This is a genomic window from Pectobacterium sp. PL64 (assembly GCF_022477975.1).
Lineage (GTDB): Bacteria > Pseudomonadota > Gammaproteobacteria > Enterobacterales > Enterobacteriaceae > Pectobacterium > Pectobacterium jejuense.
Genome location: NZ_CP092070.1, coordinates 4,476,725 through 4,498,456 on the forward strand (window position 1 = coordinate 4,476,725; position 21,732 = coordinate 4,498,456).

At 53.1% G+C, this 21,732-nt stretch carries 20 protein-coding genes and 1 pseudogene; 20 read left to right on the forward strand and 1 reads right to left on the reverse strand.

From position 1 onward, the window contains the following. Positions 1-264 precede the first annotated feature (264 nt). Positions 265-2,499 carry a pectate disaccharide-lyase PelX gene (gene pelX / locus HP572_RS20135; protein ID WP_240584141.1) on the reverse strand — a complete coding sequence of 745 codons (2,235 nt, stop codon included), beginning with the start codon at positions 2,497-2,499 and terminating at the stop codon, positions 265-267. 324 nt (positions 2,500-2,823) lie between these two features. Here pelX and glmU point away from each other — a divergent pair, with 324 nt between their 5' ends. The 20 genes and pseudogenes from glmU (at position 2,824) to HP572_RS20235 (ending at position 21,724) form a co-directional block, all read left to right on the forward strand. Then, positions 2,824-4,194 (forward strand): bifunctional UDP-N-acetylglucosamine diphosphorylase/glucosamine-1-phosphate N-acetyltransferase GlmU, encoded by a 1,371-nt coding sequence (glmU, locus tag HP572_RS20140; protein WP_240584142.1) that lies wholly within the window; start codon positions 2,824-2,826, stop codon positions 4,192-4,194. A gap of 201 nt (positions 4,195-4,395) precedes the next feature. Continuing rightward, complete coding sequence (glmS, locus tag HP572_RS20145) at positions 4,396-6,228, forward strand: glutamine--fructose-6-phosphate transaminase (isomerizing) (protein WP_240584143.1); 1,833 nt, start codon at positions 4,396-4,398, stop codon at positions 6,226-6,228. A gap of 266 nt (positions 6,229-6,494) precedes the next feature. Then, positions 6,495-6,884 carry a hypothetical protein gene (locus HP572_RS20150; RefSeq protein WP_240584144.1) on the forward strand — a complete coding sequence of 130 codons (390 nt, stop codon included), beginning with the start codon at positions 6,495-6,497 and terminating at the stop codon, positions 6,882-6,884. A 90-nt stretch (positions 6,885-6,974) separates the two neighbouring features. Then, complete coding sequence (locus tag HP572_RS20155; protein ID WP_240584145.1) at positions 6,975-8,042, forward strand: cyclopropane-fatty-acyl-phospholipid synthase family protein; 1,068 nt, start codon at positions 6,975-6,977, stop codon at positions 8,040-8,042. A 69-nt stretch (positions 8,043-8,111) separates the two neighbouring features. Further along, entirely contained in the window at positions 8,112-8,840 is a 729-nt protein-coding gene (locus HP572_RS20160) for a beta-ketoacyl synthase chain length factor (RefSeq protein WP_240584146.1), read from the forward strand. Then, the gene (locus HP572_RS20165) at positions 8,833-9,621 is read left to right on the forward strand and encodes a 1-acyl-sn-glycerol-3-phosphate acyltransferase (protein ID WP_240584147.1); all 789 of its coding nucleotides are present in this window, start codon (positions 8,833-8,835) and stop codon (positions 9,619-9,621) included. The genes HP572_RS20160 and HP572_RS20165 overlap by 8 nt, the downstream gene beginning before the upstream one ends. Positions 9,622-9,640: 19 nt before the next feature. Beyond that, positions 9,641-9,907: a phosphopantetheine-binding protein gene (locus HP572_RS20170; RefSeq protein ID WP_205549453.1), complete on the forward strand. Its 267-nt coding sequence runs from the start codon at positions 9,641-9,643 to the stop codon at positions 9,905-9,907. Positions 9,908-9,930: 23 nt separating this feature from the next. Beyond that, positions 9,931-10,179, forward strand: a complete 249-nt coding sequence (locus tag HP572_RS20175; RefSeq protein WP_010681454.1) for an acyl carrier protein — start codon at positions 9,931-9,933, stop codon at positions 10,177-10,179. Between the two features lie 15 nt (positions 10,180-10,194). After that, the gene (locus HP572_RS20180; protein WP_240584148.1) at positions 10,195-10,770 is read left to right on the forward strand and encodes a hypothetical protein; all 576 of its coding nucleotides are present in this window, start codon (positions 10,195-10,197) and stop codon (positions 10,768-10,770) included. Next, positions 10,767-12,122, forward strand: coding sequence for an AMP-binding protein (locus HP572_RS20185; protein WP_240584149.1), 1,356 nt, complete (start codon positions 10,767-10,769; stop codon positions 12,120-12,122). The genes HP572_RS20180 and HP572_RS20185 overlap by 4 nt, the downstream gene beginning before the upstream one ends. Then, on the forward strand, positions 12,109-12,498 hold the full coding sequence (locus HP572_RS20190; protein WP_240584150.1) for a hydroxymyristoyl-ACP dehydratase: 390 nt from the start codon (positions 12,109-12,111) through the stop codon (positions 12,496-12,498). The genes HP572_RS20185 and HP572_RS20190 overlap by 14 nt, the downstream gene beginning before the upstream one ends. Then, positions 12,489-14,201 (forward strand): glycosyltransferase, encoded by a 1,713-nt coding sequence (locus tag HP572_RS20195; RefSeq protein ID WP_240584151.1) that lies wholly within the window; start codon positions 12,489-12,491, stop codon positions 14,199-14,201. The genes HP572_RS20190 and HP572_RS20195 overlap by 10 nt, the downstream gene beginning before the upstream one ends. A 2-nt stretch (positions 14,202-14,203) precedes the next feature. Then, positions 14,204-14,626 (forward strand): thioesterase family protein, encoded by a 423-nt coding sequence (locus HP572_RS20200; RefSeq protein ID WP_010681449.1) that lies wholly within the window; start codon positions 14,204-14,206, stop codon positions 14,624-14,626. Further along, positions 14,623-15,228 (forward strand): outer membrane lipoprotein carrier protein LolA, encoded by a 606-nt coding sequence (locus HP572_RS20205; RefSeq protein WP_240584152.1) that lies wholly within the window; start codon positions 14,623-14,625, stop codon positions 15,226-15,228. Before HP572_RS20200 ends, HP572_RS20205 begins: the two co-directional genes overlap by 4 nt. Continuing rightward, positions 15,200-17,521: an MMPL family transporter gene (locus HP572_RS20210; RefSeq protein WP_240584153.1), complete on the forward strand. Its 2,322-nt coding sequence runs from the start codon at positions 15,200-15,202 to the stop codon at positions 17,519-17,521. Before HP572_RS20205 ends, HP572_RS20210 begins: the two co-directional genes overlap by 29 nt. After that, positions 17,518-18,094, forward strand: a pseudogene (locus HP572_RS20215) (DUF3261 domain-containing protein). Before HP572_RS20210 ends, HP572_RS20215 begins: the two are co-directional and overlap by 4 nt. A 1-nt stretch (position 18,095) precedes the next feature. Further along, positions 18,096-19,253: a beta-ketoacyl-[acyl-carrier-protein] synthase family protein gene (locus tag HP572_RS20220; RefSeq protein ID WP_240584154.1), complete on the forward strand. Its 1,158-nt coding sequence runs from the start codon at positions 18,096-18,098 to the stop codon at positions 19,251-19,253. Then, positions 19,246-19,728, forward strand: a complete 483-nt coding sequence (locus HP572_RS20225; RefSeq protein ID WP_205549471.1) for a hotdog family protein — start codon at positions 19,246-19,248, stop codon at positions 19,726-19,728. Before HP572_RS20220 ends, HP572_RS20225 begins: the two co-directional genes overlap by 8 nt. Before the next feature lie 38 nt (positions 19,729-19,766). Further along, complete coding sequence (locus HP572_RS20230) at positions 19,767-20,498, forward strand: 3-ketoacyl-ACP reductase FabG2 (protein ID WP_240584155.1); 732 nt, start codon at positions 19,767-19,769, stop codon at positions 20,496-20,498. Continuing rightward, positions 20,498-21,724 carry a beta-ketoacyl-ACP synthase gene (locus tag HP572_RS20235; RefSeq protein ID WP_240585788.1) on the forward strand — a complete coding sequence of 409 codons (1,227 nt, stop codon included), beginning with the start codon at positions 20,498-20,500 and terminating at the stop codon, positions 21,722-21,724. Before HP572_RS20230 ends, HP572_RS20235 begins: the two co-directional genes overlap by 1 nt. The last annotated feature ends 8 nt before the right edge of the window (positions 21,725-21,732 follow it).

The following is a 21,732-nucleotide window of genomic DNA, read 5'->3' on the forward strand; positions in this document are numbered from 1 at the left end:
TGACTGGCCTTTTTCATTTAAGGTGATGTTATACGCCGAGATAAAAAATGCTGCGAGAGCAGGCATTCAGATCGTAGACAAACCTATTTACCGAACGAAAACGGGAGTAACGGAATAGAAGAGTAAAGCGTTTGCGCCATGGATGGCGCAAGCCGAGCGCACACGGATGTGTTTACAGCGTCTTTACGATCTATCCGTTACTACCGCGCTCGACGCGTTTCATTAGCAACCCCACCTTATTAGGCGGGGTTTATTTGAAGTGACTTATTTTTTCTTCAGGAAGTCGCCAAGTACCAGATTGCCTTTGGCATCACGTGTAAACGTCTCAGGGACGGCTACCGACACGAAATTATTTACGGTGATTTCCTTACCTTGCGCGTTAACCGAACGGTCGCCTTTGATGAAATAGTTGGTGTTATCGATATTGCCGACAACCGCATCATCATATTTACCCGCTTTGGTTTTCAGCGAAATGTTGTTCTTGAAGACGCCTTGTTTTTCCGGGCCAGAGTATGGGCTTGGGCGGAAAATGAAGTTAAAGCGTTCGTTATCTAACGCGATGTTGTCTTCAACGATCAATGCACCTGGGTTGAAGTTGTCAGTGAAACCATCAAGCTTGTTGCCTACAGCAATGCTGTTTTTAACCTGATGAGCCACTGGCTGGCCTTCGCCACCCATTTTGAAGCCGTTGCTGGTGTTGTTCATGGCAATTGAATTCTCGATCACCACAACGCCGTTTGCGCCGTCTTCAATTTTGTTAAACAGGTCGAAGCCATCATCGATGTTGTTGTGCGAGAACGCGCCGCGAATCACGTTGCCTTCACCCACACGCATTTTCACCGCGAAACCGTCGGCGTTAATTTTGCCTGGGTCCTGATTGCTGTGAGATTCTGAATTCAGAATCAGGTTATGGCTGGCCCACAGTGGTCTACCCACATCGGCCGTTGAGGTCACCTGAATACCGGTATCGTCAGCGTGGTGCGCCAGAACGCGTTCGATGGTGTTGTAGCTCCCCTCGATACGGAACGGTTTCTCTGTGATTTCAATCCCTTTAACATGCCAATGGCTCGCTTTCAGCTGTAGGCCATGAATCACGGCTTTATTGCCGACAGCAAACAGGTTCTTGACGGTTTTTTGCTGGCCGCTGGCGCTGACAGGGATTTCAGTTGCGCTGTAATCACCATCGTTGAGCCAGATTGTGCCACCAGCTGGCAGAGCGGCGACGGCGCTGGCTAAATCGATCGGTGCATTTTTACTGCCGTCATTGCTGGCTGAACCTTGTGGCGAAACATACAGATTTTTAGCGTCTGCGTAGGCCACCCTTTCAACCTTGAACGTGCTCTCTTTTACGGCTTTATCATCGCCTTCAGCAGGCTGGTAGGCAATCTTGAACTCAGCGCTATTACCGGCAATTTTCGCTGGCAGAGATAAGGTTTCTCCCGCTTTTACCTGCTTCGCTTCACCCAGAGGCTGACCGTTTTGCGACACCGCGATCGTACCAGCGTAGTTGGCTCTGGCCTGAACCACATAGTGTTCGCTGGTGGTTTTAGGCGATGACATCACCTGGAGTAAAGGATCATAGGCCTTAGCCTTGAACTCCGGTGACGCTTTGGTTTGCGCTGGCGTGGTGGTCAACTGTGCATTGCTGACGGTGATTTTGGCGTTACGGGAAGCAAAGAAACCGACGTAGTAGTGGTCTTTATCCAGCTTGGTGACAACATCCGCGCCTTTAACTTCTTTTGATACCCAGTTATCCGTGCCTTTCGGCGCATAAGAGGTAATAAAGCCGTCGTTGGTACGTTCCAGTTTCAGACGGAACGTCGGCGTTTGCTCCAGATTCACATTTTCCTGGTAGCTGGTTTTGGTAATTTTCGCACCGGCATTTCCCCACGGCTGTGTAACGCCATTACGCAAAATAGCCTGAAGCTTGATTTCGGTATGAGACTTCTTATCCTGCGTCATGATGGCGTTCATCACCATGTTGGATGCCGCAGGGAATTCCTCATACCCTTCTTTCAGCGGTTCCTGACGCGGCACGCCAATAATATCGCGCACCAGAATCCCAGCCCCTTCCTGAGCCGCCGGCTTGGCGCCGTTTTCTGGCCCAAACTGTTCCACGGTAATATCAGACTGAAGCGTGAAATTCACATTCGCAGGCAGCTGCGTATAGAAGAACGTCAGCCCGTCATGGGTGTTGGCAATCTTTCCGCCACGACTTTCGACCGTGATAGGTGCGGACAAATCAGCGTTATCCCCCGGTGCTAATTTCTTGCCGTTAATGGTGACGTCGTTAACACCAATCTTTTCTGGCAGGACATTGGATGAGAAGTTTACGTCTGTTGATTGACCAAAGGCGATGCCGTGCCAGACAGGGGTTGATTCTGTCGCAGCGTGTGTACTAAAGCTAAAGAGTAATGCATTCGTCAACGCGACGGCTGCGAGGCGTGAAGAACGGTGTTTCCGTAATGAATCACATTTTTGTGAAGAACAACGTTTCATTGTATCTCCTTCGTTATTGAATTATTTGCCCGCGTATATTGCTATAAATGAAACGCTGTTTCTTTTGTGTGTGTCACAAATGGAAATACTTAAAAACAAAGTCTGTTTTTTATGAAACTCTGTGTCATTTCTGTTTAGGTTGAGAGTATGGTGCTTGTATCTTCTTCTCGTGAACATTCGTCGTTTTGAGCGAGATTTTCAGAAAAAACTCACCAAAAAGTATCCGCGTTAAGCATGAGTTTCGGTAAACTCAGGTTATTCATGCCGTAACAGGCTGGTCATTTTATTCTTGCGGAGCGGTGGCTCCGTACTGTCAGGATACTTATGTCAAATAGTGCGATGAGTGTGGTGATCCTTGCTGCGGGTAAAGGAACCCGTATGTATTCCGACCTTCCCAAGGTGCTGCATAAACTGGCGGGTAAACCGATGGTTCAGCACGTTATTGATGCTGCCATGACGACAGGCGCGCAGCACGTTCATCTGGTCTATGGCCACGGCGGCGATTTGCTAAAACGTGAATTGGCCGATCCGGCATTGAACTGGGTATTGCAGGCGGAACAGCTGGGAACCGGGCATGCGATGCAGCAAGCCGCGCCTCATTTTGCTGACGATGAAGATATCTTGATGTTGTATGGCGATGTGCCGCTGATTTCATCGCAAACGCTGGGGCGTTTACGTGAGGCTAAGCCGCTGGGTGGTATCGGCCTGTTGACGGTGAAGCTGGACGATCCGACGGGCTATGGACGAATTGTGCGTGAAAACGGTGCTGTTGTCGGGATCGTCGAGCACAAAGATGCCAGCGAAGAACAGCGCCAGATTAACGAGATCAATACCGGCATTCTGATCGCGAACGGCAAGGATCTGAAGCGGTGGTTAAGCCAGTTGAATAACAACAACGCACAGGGTGAGTTTTACATCACCGATATTATTGCGATGGCAGCGGAAGAAGGTCAGCGTGTCGAAGCGGTCCACCCTGAGCGACTGAGCGAAGTGGAGGGCGTCAATAATCGCCTGCAACTGTCGGCGCTGGAGCGGGTTTATCAGCGTGAACAGGCAGACAAGCTGCTGCTGGCCGGTGTGATGCTGCTCGATCCGGCACGATTTGATCTGCGTGGCGAGCTGGCTCATGGTCGCGATGTCGTGATTGATATCAATGTGGTCGTGGAAGGCAATGTTAAGCTAGGCAACCGGGTGAAAATCGGTGCTGGCTGTGTGATCAAAAACTGCATCATTGGCGATGACAGTGAGATCAGCCCTTACTCTGTGTTGGAAGACGCGGTGTTAGAAGCAGAATGTACCGTTGGCCCATTTGCCCGCTTGCGTCCAGGCTCAGAACTGGCCGAGGGCGCGCATGTTGGCAACTTTGTCGAACTGAAAAAAGCGCGTTTAGGTAAAGGATCAAAAGCGGGTCACCTTAGCTATTTGGGTGATGCGGATATCGGTTCCGGTGTTAATATTGGCGCGGGAACGATCACCTGTAATTATGACGGCGCGAATAAACACAAAACGGTTATTGGTGACGATGTATTTGTCGGTTCGGATAGCCAACTGGTGGCACCCGTTAGCGTTGCCAGCGGTGCGACTATCGGCGCGGGAACGACGGTTACGCGTGATGTGGCAGAGAATGAGCTGGTGGTCGGTCGCGTGAAGCAACGGCATATTTCCGGCTGGCAGCGTCCGGTGAAAAAGAAATAATATTTAATGCCTCCGCATAGGGCGGAGGCGGTTTTGTCCTGTGCTTTGGCCGATCCCTCTGCGGGGGCGATCCCAGAGTACAGAACAAAACATAATAATCCCCAACTCTCTACAAGGCTCGGGGAACCCGGAAAAACCGGAACAATCAGGTCTAAGACATCCCTGGTGACACAATATGTCACTTTTATAGGAATACCATCGATGTGTGGAATTGTAGGCGCAGTTGCGCAACGTGATGTTGCTGAAATTTTGTTGGAAGGTTTACGCCGTCTTGAGTACCGCGGCTATGACTCTGCGGGCCTGGCGGTTGTTGATAGCGAAGGACATGTCGCCCGTTTGCGCCGTCTGGGGAAAGTGCAGGTGCTGTCTCAGGCAGCCGAAGAGCATGAACTGCACGGCGGTACCGGCATCGCCCATACCCGTTGGGCAACGCACGGCGAACCTTCTGAAGAGAACGCACACCCGCATGTTTCTGAACATATCACTATCGTTCATAACGGCATTATCGAAAACCACGAGCCGCTGCGCGAATTGCTGATCGGTCGCGGCTATCGCTTTGTCTCCGAAACCGATACGGAAGTGGTTGCCCATCTGGTTCATTTCGAACAGCAGCAGAATGGCGGAACGCTGGTTGAAATCGTTAAGCGCGTGATCTCACAGCTGCGCGGTGCGTATGGCATGGTGGTGTTGGATAACCGTGACCCAAGCGTGTTGGTTGCCGCTCGTTCTGGTAGCCCGCTGGTGATTGGCCGTGGTGTCGGAGAAAACTTTATTGCCTCCGATCAGTTGGCGTTGCTGCCTGTGACGCGTCGCTTTATGTTCCTGGAAGAAGGCGACATCGCAGAAATCACCCGTCGTGATGTGCGCGTGTTTGATAAATCAGGTCAGCTTGCCGCACGCGAAGAAATTGAATCAAAAGTGAATTACGATGCTGGTGACAAAGGCGCGTATCGTCACTACATGCAGAAAGAAATCTACGAACAGCCGATGGCAATCAAGAACACCCTTGAAGGGCGTTTCAGCCACGGCGAGATCAATTTGTCTGAGTTAGGCCCGAAAGCGGATGAGCTGCTGGCGAAGGTTGAACACGTTCAGATCATTGCCTGCGGCACATCCTACAATTCCGGTATGGTTTCCCGTTACTGGTTTGAATCACTGGCTGGTATTCCGTGCGACGTGGAGATTGCTTCCGAATTCCGCTATCGCAAGCCTGCTGTGCGTAAGAACAGCCTGATGATTACCCTGTCCCAGTCCGGTGAAACGGCGGATACGCTGGCAGCACTGCGTTTGTCCAAAGAACTGGGCTATCTGGGATCGCTGGCTATCTGTAACGTTGCGGGCTCCTCGCTGGTGCGTGAATCCGATCTGGCGCTGATGACCAAAGCAGGCGTAGAGATTGGCGTGGCCTCGACCAAAGCCTTCACCACTCAGCTTACCGTTCTGCTGATGCTGGTGGCGCGCGTTGGCCGCCTGCGCGGTATGGATGCGCAGATTGAGCATGACATCGTTCATGGTTTGCAGGCGCTGCCTGCGCGTATTGAGCAGATGCTGTCTCAGGACAAGCTCATCGAATCTCTGGCAGAAGGTTTCTCTGACAAGCACCATGCGCTGTTCCTCGGCCGTGGCGATCAGTACCCGATCGCGATGGAGGGTGCGCTGAAGCTGAAAGAGATCTCTTACATCCATGCGGAAGCCTACGCGGCAGGCGAGCTGAAACACGGCCCGCTGGCGCTGATTGATGCGGATATGCCGGTTGTCGTCGTGGCACCGAACAACGAACTGTTGGAAAAATTGAAATCCAACATCGAAGAAGTGCGGGCGCGCGGCGGTGAGCTGTATGTCTTCGCTGATGAAGATGCGGGTTTCACCAGCAGCGAAAATATGAAGATTATTCCACTGCCGCATATCGAAGAAGTGATTGCGCCAATCTTCTATACGGTGCCGTTGCAGCTGCTGTCTTATCACGTCGCGCTGATTAAAGGCACCGATGTCGATCAGCCACGTAACCTGGCGAAATCCGTTACGGTAGAGTAACTTTCCGGTATTTTTTCTTTACGATCGTCCGCCTTATGTCGCAAAGCATAAGGCGGATTTTTTTATATCCATTTTTTAATTGTGATTATTGTTCTGCCTCACACTACAGATATCTGTGTGATGAAAACCTGAGGCAGAGAACCATGTTTCTTTTGTCAGGTTATCTCTATTTTGTGTAAAATAGTTTTAATGATGCATTAATTTTACATCTTGCATCAGACACGAATTCTTTTTTGGCAGTGATGTTTTTGTTTGATAGGGATTTTATGAAAAAACAGATTATTTTCGCCGCTTTAGTCTCTGTTCTTATATTGACGGGTTGTGCTGAGCGTACGGTTCCGGTAGCGAATGTGACACAGTCCATCACTGGGCAGCACACCACTGAACAGGTAAAGAATGCCATTATTGAAGCAGGGCAAAAGCGTAAGTGGGCGATGACTCAGGCTTACGCCGGTGCGATTGATGGTCGTCTGGTTCAGCGTAGCCATGTGGCAAATGTTCGCATTACCTATTCGCAAACCAGTTATTCCATCAGCTATGTTGGAAGTGAGAATTTGTTGGCGGGAGGTGGGAAGATTCACCGAAATTATAATAATTGGATAAAAAGTCTGGATCATGAAATTCAATTAACACTTGCCGGTCAACAGATTAAATAATTTTAATAGTCGGATATCTCCATTGTTATCCGACTCTATTTTTTGTTGTTCTTTTCTGCTCGTTTTTGTCCGACATCAAGGGAAAAGTCAGTGTATTACGGATATGACAAAGATAATGTCAGCGCGCTGGATGCTATTACTGAAGCGCAGCGAATTGCGTTTGCTCCCATGCTGTTTCAGGCGGCTATCAATCTGCGTAACCACGGTATTTTAGATTTTCTGGATAAGCGCGGTCATCAGGGCGCAAATCTCGATGACATTGTTGCCATTACCTCATTAAATCGTTACGCCGTTGAACTGCTGCTGGATGTTGGGCTGAGTGGCCGCATTATTATCCAGAAAGAGGAAACCTACGCGCTGGCTAAAATTGGTCATTATCTGCTCCATGACCGCATGACGCGCGTCAACATGGATTTTACTCAGGATGTTTGTTATCAGGGGATGTTTTACCTTGATGAGGCGTTGGCAAAAAATGAGCCCTCTGGATTAAAAGTCTTTGGTGAGTGGCCGACAATATATCCAGCGTTAAGCCAACTGCCGCCGCAGGCGAAGTCGAGTTGGTTTGCGTTCGATCATTTCTATTCAGATACCGCATTTGATGCTGCCTTGCCGCATGTCTTCCAGCTAAAGCCAAAACATCTCTACGATGTCGGCGGGAATACCGGTAAATGGGCCATGCGCTGCTATGACTACGATCGTGATGTGAACATGACGATTTTGGATTTGCCGGAGCAAATTGCGCTGGCGACAGAAAATATTGCAGAAGCAGGGAAATCTGATCGTATTAAGGGCTGTGCTGTCGATATGCTCTCCGATTGCCCGTTGCCGGGTGAAGCGGATATATGGTGGATGAGCCAATTCCTCGACTGTTTTAGTGAAGAACAAATCGTGGCTATCTTGCGTAAAATCGCCGGCGTGATGAAGCCAGATGCCAGAGTCTGTATTTTGGAAATTTTTTGGGATCGTCAGCGGTGGGAAGCTGGTGCTTTTAGCCTGAATGCTTCTTCGCTCTACTTTACCTGTCTTGCCAATGGGACCAGCCGTTTCTATGCCGCCAGACGATTTTTACCTTTAGTAGAGCAGGCTGGATTTATCGTTGAAAATCAAATCGATAATATTGGCGTGGGTCACACGCTGCTGATCTGTAAAAAGCGATAATAAAATAGCGGACGTAAACGGGAAATAGCAGCGATAACGCCGAAATAGGTCGGACTGGAAGAAGGCAGTATGAGATTAGCATTTTCAATCATTGATTGGCAGGCCAGCGCGCCGGGCCTCAGCAGCGCGGACGATTGGCTGAATTGGTCGCGGGTATCTGCTGCGATCAATGCCGAGCAAACTTTGGATAAATGTCGACATTTACCCATGATGATGGCTCGTCGCCTCAATCAAGGGAGCCGTTTGGCGGTCGATAGCGGGTTAGCGTTACTGCGTCGTCAGTCGGTGGATGCGATTGTCTTCACCTCGCGCCACGGTGAGTTGGAACGCAACCTGAATATCCTGAAGGCGCTGTCAGAAAATGAGAATATTTCTCCTACTGATTTTGCAATGTCGGTACACAACGCGGCAGTGGGAAGCCTGACGATTACGGCGAAGGCCCCGCTGGTTTCTACGTCGATTGCCGCAGGAATGGACTCTTTCCAGCAAGGCCTTATCGAAGCAAAGGCATTACAGGCCGCGGGATACCGCAATATTCTATTGGTTGATTTTGATGGTGCGATCCCTGATTTCTACCACCCACATGTTTCGGCAGATATGCCTCGTTACCCCTACGCCGTCGCCCTATTGTTAGGGGATGGTGATGACATGGTGTGTGAATCGCGACCTCAGGCGGAATCTCACAGCGGTGATTCACCACAAAGCCTGTTGTTCTTGCAGGCTTTTCTTGCCGAGAAGCCGAGTTTTTCCCTACCAGGCGAACGCGTTGACTGGGTGTGGGAGAGAAGGGATGTCTGAGTCATCGCTGGTGCTTCGTTCTTCGACTTATCTGAATCGTTTGTGGCGATTAATGATGACCGGCGCGTGTTTTTCCATGTTTGGCGTTGGTGGTTTACTGCTTTCTCTGGTGTGGTTCAATGTGTTGCTGATTCAGCGTGATACCACTCGCCGCCGCCAGCTGGCTCGACGCAGCATTTCCGCCAGCTTTCGCTTTTTTTTATGCAGTGCCCGCAAATTAGGGGTGCTGGATTACCGCATTGACGGCATCGAAACCTTACAGCGCGATCGCAGCTGTTTGATTGTCGCCAATCACCCGACGTTAATTGACTATGTTTTGCTGGCATCCGTCATGCCAGATGCCGACTGTCTGGTTAAGGCCGATTTACAGAAAAACCTGTTTTTCCGCGGCGTCATTCGTGCGGCGGATTACCTGCTTAACAGCCAGTCTGATGCGCTATTGTCGGACTGTCAGCGACGACTTGATAACGGCGATGCGATCATTGTTTTTCCTGAAGGCACACGTACGCGTTATGGCGAACCCCTTGTTCTGCAACGCGGTGCCGCAAATATTGCGGTGCGTTGCGGCTGTGATTTGCGGGTCGTGCATATTCGCTGTAGCCAAAAAACATTGGGAAAACAAAGTCGCTGGTATCACATTCCGCCTGAAAAACCGTGTTTCACGGTGAGCGTACGCGAACGCATCAATAACGACACTTTTATGGCGCCTGAAGAGGCGCGATCCTTGGCGGCTCGCCGTTTGAACCGCCTTTTGCAGCAATCTTTAACACCAGAAAGCTGATCACCATTTGGAAATACATATGGAAAGTATGTTTGTTGAAATCAAAGAGATGATTATCGACTCTCTTAATCTTGAAGATATCAGCGTTGATGAAATAGAAACGGACGCCCCGCTTTTTGGCGATGGCCTTGGTCTGGATTCTATCGATGCGCTTGAGCTGGGATTAGCGGTAAAAAACCGTTATGGCGTCGTGCTTTCTGCGGAAAGTGAAGAGGTACGCCAACACTTCTTTTCCGTTGCAACCCTTGCAGCTTTTATCAACACTCAGCGCGCCGTGAGTGCCTGATAGTAAAATAAAATGAGTTGATGATGGATAAAAACGAAATTTATCAGGAAATTACAGGCTTACTGGTCAAGCTGTTTGAACTGGATGCTGATGATATCAAACCTGAATCCCGCCTTTATGAAGATCTTGAGCTAGATAGCATCGATGCGGTGGATATGGTGGTTCACCTGCAAAAACGCATCGGGCGCAAAATATCGCCGGAAATTTTTAAATCTGTGCGTACCGTGCAGGATGTGGTTGATGCGGTAGAAAGCCTGCTCCGTGAAGGTTGATGAGTTCGCCAAGTGATGCGTGTGCTGATAAGTAGTCTGAACATCTTAATGACGCTCGCCTGGCCTTTTCTGGCCTGGTTTAGCATCACACACCCTGAGCATCGTTGGCTACTCGCGGTATTGGCACTGATGTTTGTTCTTCGTTTCGCTACGTTGCGTGATGCAAACAATTTATTTGAAAACAAGGCATTCAAAGGGACGGCCCTGTGGCTGGCCGCAGCTGGGGTGGTGCTTTCCGTTGCCAGTTTATTACTGCGCGATGGCGGTTGGCTGCTGTGGTATCCCGTTGCGGTAAATAGCGTCATGTTGATGCTGTTTGGTGGCTCGCTCTATAGCGGCATGCCGATTGTAGAGCGCCTTGCCCGCCTTCGGGAACCGGAACTCCCCGTTCAGGCTATTGCCTATACGCGGCGTGTGACGAAAGTCTGGTGTTGGTTTTTTATTTTTAACGGCGGTATTGCCGTGCTGACCTGTCTTGTCGGCAATCTTCATTGGTGGACGTTATGGAACGGCGTGATCAGCTATGTGCTTATGGGGTTGTTGATGGGGGGAGAGTGGTTGATACGCCAGCGTCTGAGGAAGCGCGTATGAACGGGTCGACTGTCCGCGCCGTCAATGACTGGCTGGCGGGAAATGATTCCCTTCAGCGCATTGTTGCCAGTAATGGTGCCAGTACGTTTACGCTGGGGTCGTTGAAAGCGCAGGTGATCGCACTTTGTCAGCAGCTAAGCCTGCGACAGGAGACGCGTTGGGCGCTGTGTTTTGAAGACAGCTACCGCTTCACTATCGGGCTTCTGGCTGCTCTTCATGCGGGAAAAACCCCGGTCATCCCCGGCCACTGTCGCCAATCCGTATTAGAAGAACAGGCGGATGAATTTGACGGGGTGCTGACCGATGTGTCCCTGCATCTGGATTGTCCGGTGTTTGCTCTGACGGCAGAGACGGAGAGCGTCGCGGATGCCGTGTTGCCCCCTATACCAGATGATGCCTGCGTTGTGTTGTTCACGTCAGGCTCCACCGGCAAGCCTCGTCAGATTGTTAAACCGGTACGCTGTTTGGATGAAGAGTCGCGTTGGCTGGCGGAACGCTGGGGCACACGCTTGCAAGGCTGTGATGTGATCGCTTCCGTTACCCACCAGCATTTATATGGGCTGACGTTTCGCATCTGGCTGCCGATGGCGCTGGGGCTGCGCTTTGATAGCCGCCAACTGCTTTATACCGAACAACTTACTTCACAACAGCATCAGCGGCGTTACGTGTTTATCAGCAGCCCGGCATTCTTACGTCGCATCGATCGTGCGCTTCCTGCTCCCTTGTGTTCGTTAATCGTCTCTGCGGGGGGAACCTTCCCCTGGCTGCATGCTGAAGCGGCAGCGGCGTGGTTTAGGCAGCCCGTCAATGAGATATACGGCAGTACAGAAACGGGTGTTTTAGCATGGCGCTCGCGTGAGACGGATACCGTACCGTGGCAGCTATTCCCCGGTGTGTCACTGCGGCGCGATGAACAAGATAACTGGTGGGCGCAGTCGGCGCTGATTCCACATGCTCTGGGGCACAAGCTGGATGATCGATTGGCGTTTGATGACGCGGGGCATTTTCAGCTGTGTGGTCGACACGACCGCGTGGTGAAGATCGAAGATAAACGCATCTCGCTAAGTGAGATAGAACGGCGTTTACTCGATCTGCCCGACATTGCTGATGCGGTTGCGCTTCAAGTGACGCGCCCAGAGCGGAGCGGTATTGGCGTGGTGCTGGTGTTGAATACTCCCGATAAGGCCGATGACCTACCGAATTTGAAACGCCAATGGCGGCATGAATTGCAAAAATGGCTGGAGCCGTTAGCGATGCCGCGTTTCTGGCGCATCGTCGACGTTATTCCCCACAATAGCCAGAGTAAACGTGCCTGGCCGCAGATACAGGAATTGTTTCATGTTGCCCGTTGAGCTTGTCCGGTACGATGTAAAAAAGACGGATGAAACGTCTCAGATCGAATTGATGCTACAGGCTGATCCTGAACTGTTCTGGTTCAAGGGTCACTTTACGGGTCAGCCGCTGTTGCCTGGTGTGGCACAGCTGGATTGGGTCATGCATTACGCAACGACGGTGCTGGCGCAAGGGTGGACGTTTTTGTCCATTGAGAACATTAAATTCCAGCAGCCGATTTTGCCCGGCAAAACGCTGCGTCTGGTGCTGACATGGCATACCGGAAAGCAACAGTTGACCTTTAGCTACACCATTCTGGATGGCGAGACTGAGCGCACGGCCAGCAGCGGGAAAATAAAGCTCACGCCGATGATGGAAGATCGCCCATGTCAGTAAATGGCGCCTTCTCGCCCTGCGTGGTAATCCCTTGTTATAACCACGGTGCCATGATGGCATCGGTGTTGGCGCGTTTGGCACCGCTAGCGCTGCCCGTTTTCATTGTTGATGATGGAAGTGATGCGGCTACGCAACACGTTCTCGCTCAGTTGGCCGCGGAAAATGACGGTGTGACGTTGATTCGGCTGGCGCACAACAGCGGCAAAGGTGCGGCGGTGATCCGTGGCATTGAAGCCGCAGCGCAGGCTGGCTTTAGTCATGCCTTACAGGTTGATGCTGACGGGCAGCATCAGATTGAAGATGCACCGCTTCTGCTGGATGAGGCAAAAACGCACCCGCATTGTCTGATTTCCGGTCGACCGCGTTACGATGCCTCTGTACCGAAATCACGGCTTTACGGGCGCTATGTCACCCATGTTTGGGTCTGGATTGAAACGCTATCCCTCTCCATCAAAGACAGCATGTGCGGTTTCCGTGTCTATCCAGTTGCCGCCACGGTCTCTCTTCTTTCACGAAAGTCTCTCGGTCACCGTATGGATTTCGATACGGAAATTATGGTGCGTCTGTATTGGGCGGGAACGCCCAGCCGCTTTATTGAAACGGCGGTGACGTATCCAGAAAACGGCCTGTCTCATTTCGATGCGCTGCACGATAACCTGCGGATTTCCTGGATGCATACCCGCCTGTTTTTCGGCATGCTTCCGCGCATTCCCGTGCTGCTGATGCGGCAACGGCAGCAGCATTGGGCTGGCGTGTCGGAGCGCAAGGGCCTGCTCGGTATGCGGTTCATGCTGGCGGTGTATCAACGGTTAGGTCGCGGGGTATTTACGCTGTTTCTCTGGCCTGTGATTGCGTTTTACTGGCTGACTGGCCGTACCGCGCGTCAGGCGTCTCAGTCATGGCTGCGGCAAATTGGGGAGTATGCGCGTCAGCACGATATCCCGCTGCCTAAACCGCTCAACAGCTATCAGCATTTCCTCCGTTTTGGTCAGGCGATGCTGGATAAAATCGCCAGCTGGCGCGGCGATCTACACTGGGGCCGCGATATTGATTTTGCCCCCGGTGCTCTGCAAACCATTGAACAAAGCAGACAAAAAGGGCAACTGATTCTGGCTTCACACCTCGGCGATATCGAGGTGTGCCGGGCGCTGGCGCAGCAGGTTAGCGGGCTGGTGATTAATGCGCTGGTGTTTACTGAAAACTCCCAGCGTTTTAAGCAGGTGCTGGAAGAGATCGCTCCGCAGGCCGGTGTGAACCTGATTCCTGTCAGCGACATCGGGCCGGATACCGCCATCATGCTGCAAGAAAAGCTGGATGCCGGTGAATGGGTGGCGATTGTCGGCGATCGCACGGCGGTCAATCGTCAGCGCGGCGGAGTGCGGCGCGTGGTGTGGAGCCCGTTTTTGGGAAAAGAAGCGCCTTTTCCTCAAGGGCCTTTTATTCTGGCAGCGGCGCTGCGTTGCCCTGTGCTGCTGATGTTTGTCATTCGCGAGCAGAAAAAGCTGCGCGTCTACTGCGAACCCTTTGCCGATAGCATTGCTTTGCCGCGTCCAACCCGACAGCAGGCCTTACAGCAGGTCGTCGATCGCTATGCCGAACGGTTGGCGCACTATGCGCTGAAATCCCCGCTCGACTGGTTTAATTTTTTTGATTTCTGGAGCCTGCCTGATGATGACGGCCAAGCTGCTGGGAAAAAGGAGTAAGGGTGCTAAACGATTCTCGCTTAAGCCATGAAGTTGAACTAACGGTGTCTTTCCATGACTGCGATCCGATGGGCGTGGTGTGGCATGGTAACTATTTTCGTTTTTTCGAAGTGGCGCGCGAGGCGCTGCTGAGCAAATTTAACTATGGCTATCGCGAAATGCAGGCCTCTGGCTATGTGTGGCCTGTGGTCGATACGCGGGTGAAATATCGTGCGGCGCTGACTTACGAACAGCGTATACGCATTCGCGCCACTATCGAGGAAGTCGAGAATCGCTTGCGCATCGCCTACCAGATTTTCGATGCCGAAAGCGGCCAACGTGCCACGACGGGCTATACGATTCAGGTCGCGGTACAGGAAGGATGCCGTGAGCTGAGTTTTGTTTCTCCCCCCATTTTGTTTGAGCGCCTTGGAGTGACGCCATGATACGACTGATTGTCGGGTTTTTTTTGCTGTTGAGCGGTGTGGCGCAGGCCGTTACGCTGGATGATTTACAACAGCGGTTCAGTAGCCAGCCTGTTGTGCGGGCTGATTTCACCCAACTGCGTGAAATAAAAGGCATGGCAAAGCCGTTGAAATCCAGCGGACAACTGTTGATCGCGCAGGACAAAGGGCTGTGGTGGCATCAGGCCACGCCGTTTCCACTGACGATGGTGTTGGATGAAACGCGTATGGTTCAGGTGATGAACGGGCAAGCGCCGCAGATCGTCACGGCGGAAAGCAATCCGCAGATGTTTCAGTTTAACCACCTGTTACGCGCCCTGTTTCAGGCCGATCGCCATGTATTAGAACAGAATTTTTCCATCGATTTTACCGATCTCGGCAAGCAGCAGTGGAAACTGGTGCTGACGCCCAAAACCTCGCCGTTAGATAAACTGTTTAACTCGATTACGCTGAACGGTGGTGAGTTTCTTGACGGCATTGCGCTGGATGACCGCCAAGGCGACATGACCCGAATTACGCTGAACAATCAGCGGATCGAACCCCGGATGTTGAGTGATGATGAGCAACAGCGTTTCGTTTTCTGACGGCATTCGTCGCGCGGCGCGGGTTTGGATTGGCTGCTGTATCGTGCTGATCGCCGCGCTGGCGCTGCTGCTGCCGAAGGCGCAGATCAACAGTAGCGTATTGGCGCTGCTGCCCAAGCAGTCGATGGGCGAACTTCCCCCTGAGTTACAGCAAGGCTTTATGCAGCGCCTAGATCGGCAAATGGTGTGGCTGGTGACGCCGGGCAAGCAGGCGGATCCTGCGGTCGCGGACTGGTGGCTGAAACACCTGCGTGCGCTTCCCGATCTACAGCAGGTTAATGGCCCTATTGATGCCGAACAGCAGCAGCGATGGGGGAGATTCGTTTTTGAACATCGCAATGGTCTGGTCGATCCCGTCACGCGCGCGCGATTAGAGAATGGCGGTGCGGCGCAGGCCGATTGGGTGCTGGCACAGCTTTATTCCGCGTTTGCTGGCGTGAGCGGCAAGGAGTTAAGTCACGACCCTTTAATGCTGGTGCGCGGATCTCAATTGGCGTTGCAGCAAAATGCCAGCCAGTTGGGGCTGTCACAAGGCTGGTTAACGGCAAAAGACGCGCAAGGCCGCACCTGGTATTTCCTGCACGGTGAGCTTAGCGCTGGCTCGTTTGATATGGCGCGTAATCAGCAACTGGTTGATAAACTCGGTGTCCTTGAACGCGATCTCAAGGCTGCATTCCCTGATGCCGAGGTGCTCACTCGCGGGACGGTACTGTTTAGCAACTATGCCAGCCAACAGGCCAGACAGGATGTTTCTACTCTCGGCGTCGCCACCGTGGCGGGTGTTCTGCTGCTGATCTTCTTTGTGTTTCGTTCTCCGCGCCCGCTGTTGCTATGTGGATTGTCGGTGGGCATCGGTGCGCTGGCAGGTACGGTCTTTACCCTGCTGCTGTTCGGTGAGCTGCATTTGATGACGCTGGTGATGAGTATCAGCATCGTCGGGATTTCAGCGGATTATACGCTCTATTATTTGACCGAACGGATGGTGCACGGCGGCCATGTCTCGGCGATGGAAAGCCTGAAAAAGGTGCTGCCCGCGCTTCTGCTTGCGCTGGGTACGGCGGTTGTCGCCTACCTGATCATGGCGCTGGCTCCGTTCCCCGGCCTACAGCAGCTGGCGGTGTTCGCCGCAACCGGGCTGACAGCCTCCTGTCTGACCGTGGTGTGCTGGTATCCTTTTCTGGTTAAGGGGCTGCCGGTCAGGCCTGTTCCCGCTATGGTGCTGATGGGGCGCTGGCTGGCTGCGTGGCGGCGTCAGCGTGTCGTACGTTTGGGGATTCCACTGACGCTGCTGGTGCTTTCTGTCGTGGGGCTGCTGCGGCTGGAGGTCAATGATGATATTTCCCAGCTACAGGCGCTGCCGCAGGGTTTGATGCAGCAAGAGCGGCAGTTGACGGCATTAACGGGGCAGAGCGCCGATCAAACCTGGTTCGTGGTCTACGGCGACAGCGCAGAAGAGACATTGCTGCGTCTGGAACAGCTCGCGCCTAAACTGCGTGACGCGCAGCAACAGGCGTGGCTAAAGCAGTATCGGCTGCTGCCGCTTTCTTCTCAGGCTCAGCAACAGCGCGATAGTCAGCTTATTGCATCGGCCGCGCCTGCGGTTATCGAGCGTCTTAAAGACACGGGCGTTGAGGTGGCTATGCCGAATGTACAACCGATGCCGGTCACGCCGGAACGCTGGTTGGATAGCCCGATAAGTGAAGGGTGGCGACTGCTGTGGCTGACGTTACCCAATGGGAAAAGCGGTGTTCTGGTTCCGGTCAGCGGCGTGAGCGATAGCGCTGCGCTGGGACAGATGGCTAAAACGCTACCGGGCGTGGAGTGGATCGACAGAAAAGGGACATTCGATGCTCTGTTCGGTTTCTATCGCGCCATGCTGGGATGGTTGCTGGCGGCTGCGCTGGTCGTGATTGCGCTGAGCTACGTGATCCGTCTTGGTCTGCGTCGTGGCGTCATCAATGTGGTGCCGTCGGTGCTGTCGCTGGGCGGCGGACTGGCGGTGCTGGCGTTGAGCGGTCATTCGCTGAACCTGTTCTCATTGCTGGCGCTGGTTTTGGTGCTGGGTATTGGCATCAATTACACGCTGTTTTTCAGCAATCCACGCGGGACGCCGATGACTTCGCTGCTGGCGGTGACGCTGGCGATGTGCGTCGCCCTGCTGACGCTGGGTATGCTGGTTTTCAGCAGCACTCAGGCCATTAGCAGCTTCGGGATTGTGCTTTGTAGCGGTATTTTTATCGCCTTCTTGCTGGCGCCTCTGGCGTTGCCTGATTCAAAAGGGAAACGAAAATGACATTATTGCGACGTGGGCTTCTGCTTATTGGCGTGCTGCTACTCAGCAGCTGTGCCAGCAAACAGCATGATGATAATCGTCCACAGGCGTGGCTCAAACCAGGTGTGAAAGTCACGCTACCCGCCCCCGCGATTATTCCGCCGGTCAACGAACAGCAACTGCTGACGGGAACCTTTGGCGGTAAGCAGCAATCGCTGCTGGTGATGTTGAGTGCCGATGATAAGCAGCTTTCACTGGTCGGGCTTTCCTCTATCGGTATTCGTCTGTTTAAGGTCACCTATGATGCGCAGGGTGTTCATACGGAACAGTCCATCGTCCTGCCGCAGTTGCCGCCAGCCAGTCAGGTTCTGGCGGATATCATGCTGAGCCACTGCGCCGATTGCCGTGTGGCAGACGCAACTGCCAGCCGGTTGGACGCTGAAAGATAGCGATGACAAGAGACAGCTGCGTGACGATCGCGGCACGCTGATTACGGAAATTCGCTATATGATGCGGAATAATCAGCGCGTGCCGATGAGCGTTCAGCAATTCGTCTTTGGTTATCACATCGTGATTCAACATCTGGATAGCTAGCATGATTTACATTAACGCCGTCGGGGCGCTGAATGCGCTGGGCAATAATCTGGATGAGATTGCCGGCAACCTTGCCAGCGGTCATGCGCCGGGCATGCGCCCTGATACCGGATGGCTGCTGCACGATAAGCCCTGTTGGACAGGAAATGTGGATGCGGAATTACCGGTTATTCCGGTGGCGTTGGCGGCGCATGACAGCCGTAATAACCAGCTCTTGCTGGCCGCCCTGGAGCAAATTCGACCTCAGGTTGACGCGGCTATCGCGCAGTTTGGCCCCGAGCGGGTAGCTGTGATTCTGGGCACCAGTACCTCAGGATTGGATGAAGCCGATCGGTATGTCAGCGAAAATCTTCCCACTTATCACTATGCGCAGCAGGAACTTGGCGATCCTTCCCGGTTTCTGGCCGCCTATCTGGCGTTAAATGGGCCGGCTTATACGATATCAACCGCCTGCTCTTCCAGCGCCAGAGCGCTGATCAGCGGTAAGCGATTGATTGATGCCGGGCTGGTGGATGTCGCCATCGTCGGCGGCGCGGATACGCTGAGCCGTATGCCACTAAATGGCTTCGATAGCCTTGAGTCGCTTGCATCAACGCGCTGCCAGCCGTTCAGCGAAGAACGTAACGGGATCACCATCGGTGAAGGCGTGGCGCTTATGCTGATTGGGCGGCAACCCGATCGTGTGGCGGTATTGGGCGTCGGGGAGTCGTCCGATGCTCACCATATGTCGGCACCGCACCCGGAAGGTGAAGGGGCGATTCGCGCGATAACGATGGCGTTGTCACAAGCGGGATTGCAGCCTGATGACGTGGGTTATATCAATTTACACGGTACTGCCACGCGCCTGAATGACCAGATTGAAGCCAGCGTGGTTCACGCCGTGTTTGGCGATCGCGTGCCTTGTAGCTCAACCAAACACCTTACCGGCCATACGCTGGGAGCGGCGGGGATCAGTGAAGCCGCGATCTGCTGGCTGCTTCTGACGCGGGATCTCCCTTTGCCCGCGCAGGATTTCTCATGCAGTCACCCCGATGCCTCACTGCCATCATGCGGCTTGCTCAGTGAGTCTGCTCCGCTTGCACGCTCGGTCATTCTGTCTAACTCTTTTGCGTTTGGCGGCAATAATACGTGTCTGATCCTGGGGACGAATCATGAGTGAGTATCTGGCTGCGGCAGCTTATCTGCCCCATTCCGCCCCAATGGTGCTCGTTGACGAGGTGATCCACGTTGATGATGAGCATGCGCACTGCCGTGTGGCGGTCAGTCGCGACAGTATTTTGGCACCGTTTCTCAATGATCAGGGACATCTGCCTGCCTGGTTTGGTATCGAAATTATTGCTCAAACGATCGGGGTTTGGTCTGGCTGGCACGGGCGTCAAATCACTGGGCTGCAAGAGAAGCCGCGCCCCGGCATGTTGCTGGGCGGACGGGGTTATCGCTGCAAGCTGGATAATTTTCCTGCCGGCTCCCTACTTGATGTGACCGTCACGCTGCTGATGCGTGACGATAAAATTGGTAGCTTTGAGGGTGAGATCGCGATAGCTGGGGAGACGTATGCCTCTGGCCGGTTGAACACCTATCAGCCTGACGAACATGAGTTAAAAGCACTTTTAGAACAGGGAAAGCTATTATGACAACCGGAAGAACGACGATGACAACCGGGGAAACAAACATGACGCGCTCTGTGTTAGTGACCGGTGCCAGCAAAGGGATTGGTCGAGCCATTGCGCTGCGTCTGGCGGCGGATGGTTTTACCGTGGTGGTGCATTATCACCGTGATGAAAACGGGGCGCAGGAAACGTTACGCCAGATTACGGCGCAAAACGGTTCCGGCCGTATCGTCAGTTTCGATATCGCCGATCGGGAAACGTGTCGCACCGTGATCGAACAGGATATTGAGGCGAACGGTGCCTACTATGGCGTGGTCAGTAATGCGGGTATCACCTGTGACGGCGCTTTTCCCGCCCTCGACGAGCAGGCGTGGGATAGCGTCATTCACACCAATCTCGATAGCTTCTATAACGTGATTCATCCCTGTGTGATGCCGATGATCGGTCTGCGTAAAGGCGGACGCATTATCACGCTGTCTTCGGTTTCCGGGATCATGGGAAATCGGGGGCAGGTTAACTACAGCGCCGCGAAAGCGGGCATTATCGGCGCAACGAAAGCGTTGGCGATCGAACTGGCGAAGCGAACAATTACCGTTAACTGCATTGCTCCCGGTTTGATTGATACCGGCATGATTCAAATGGAGCCGGTAGCCGTTGAAGAAGCCATGAAGATGATTCCCATGAAGCGCATGGGGCAGGCGGAAGAGGTCGCAGGGCTGGCGAGTTATCTTATGTCCGATATCGCGAGTTATGTCACGCGTCAGGTCATTTCTATTAATGGAGGGATGCTGTGATGCGTCGTGTTGTGGTAACGGGGATGGGCGGCGTCACCGCGTTCGGTGAGTCCTGGGAAAGCGTGTCTGACGGGTTGCGTGCGGGTCGTAATGCGATACGTAAGATGCCCGAATGGCAGGTTTATGATGGCCTGAATACGCAGTTGGGCTCGCCGATTGATCACTTCAGTCTGCCAGAACACTACACGCGTAAACGCATCCGCTCGATGGGGCGCGTGTCTCTGATGGCAACCCGAGCAACCGAGCTGGCGTTGGAACAGGCTGGATTGATTGGTCATCCAGTGCTGACTAACGGAGAAACCGGCATTGCTTACGGCTCCTCAACGGGCAGCACAGGGCCGGTGAGCGAATTCGCCACTATGCTGACCGAAAAGCACACCAATAATATTACCGGTACGACCTATGTGCAGATGATGCCGCATACCACGGCGGTGAATGCTGGCCTGTTTTTTGGCCTGCGCGGCCGTGTGATTCCGACGTCCAGCGCCTGTACGTCGGGAAGTCAGGCGATTGGCTACGCCTGGGAAGCGATTCGTCATGGCTATCAGACGGTCATGGTGGCGGGCGGTGCGGAAGAACTGTGCCCGTCAGAAGCAGCCGTGTTTGATACGCTGTTTGCCACCAGCCAACGCAACGATGTGCCGGAAACGACGCCGTCGCCTTTTGACACCAGCCGTGACGGCTTGGTTATCGGCGAAGGGGCGGGGACGTTAGTGCTTGAAGAGCTTGAACATGCCGTCGCGCGTGGTGCGACGATTTATGCCGAACTGGTTGGGTTTTACACCAACTGTGATGCGGCACATATTACGCAACCTCAGCGTGAAACCATGCAGATTTGCATTGAAGGATCGCTGCGCTGCGCGGGTTTACAACCTAGCGATGTGGGGTATATCAGCGCACACGGTACCGCAACCGATCGGGGCGATGTCGCGGAGAGTCAGGCTACCGCTGCCGTGTTCGGTAAATCCACGCCGATTTCGTCGCTGAAAAGCTATTTCGGCCATACGCTGGGTGCCTGTGGTGCGCTTGAAGCATGGATGAGTATTGAAATGATGCGTGAAGGTTGGTTTGCACCGACGCTTAATTTACGGCAACCTGCAGAAGACTGTGGCGAGTTGGATTACATCATGGGTGAGCCACGCCATATTGAGACGGATTATATCCAGTCTAATAACTTCGCCTTTGGCGGCATCAATACGTCGCTGATTTTCCGTCGTTGGCAATAATGGATTGA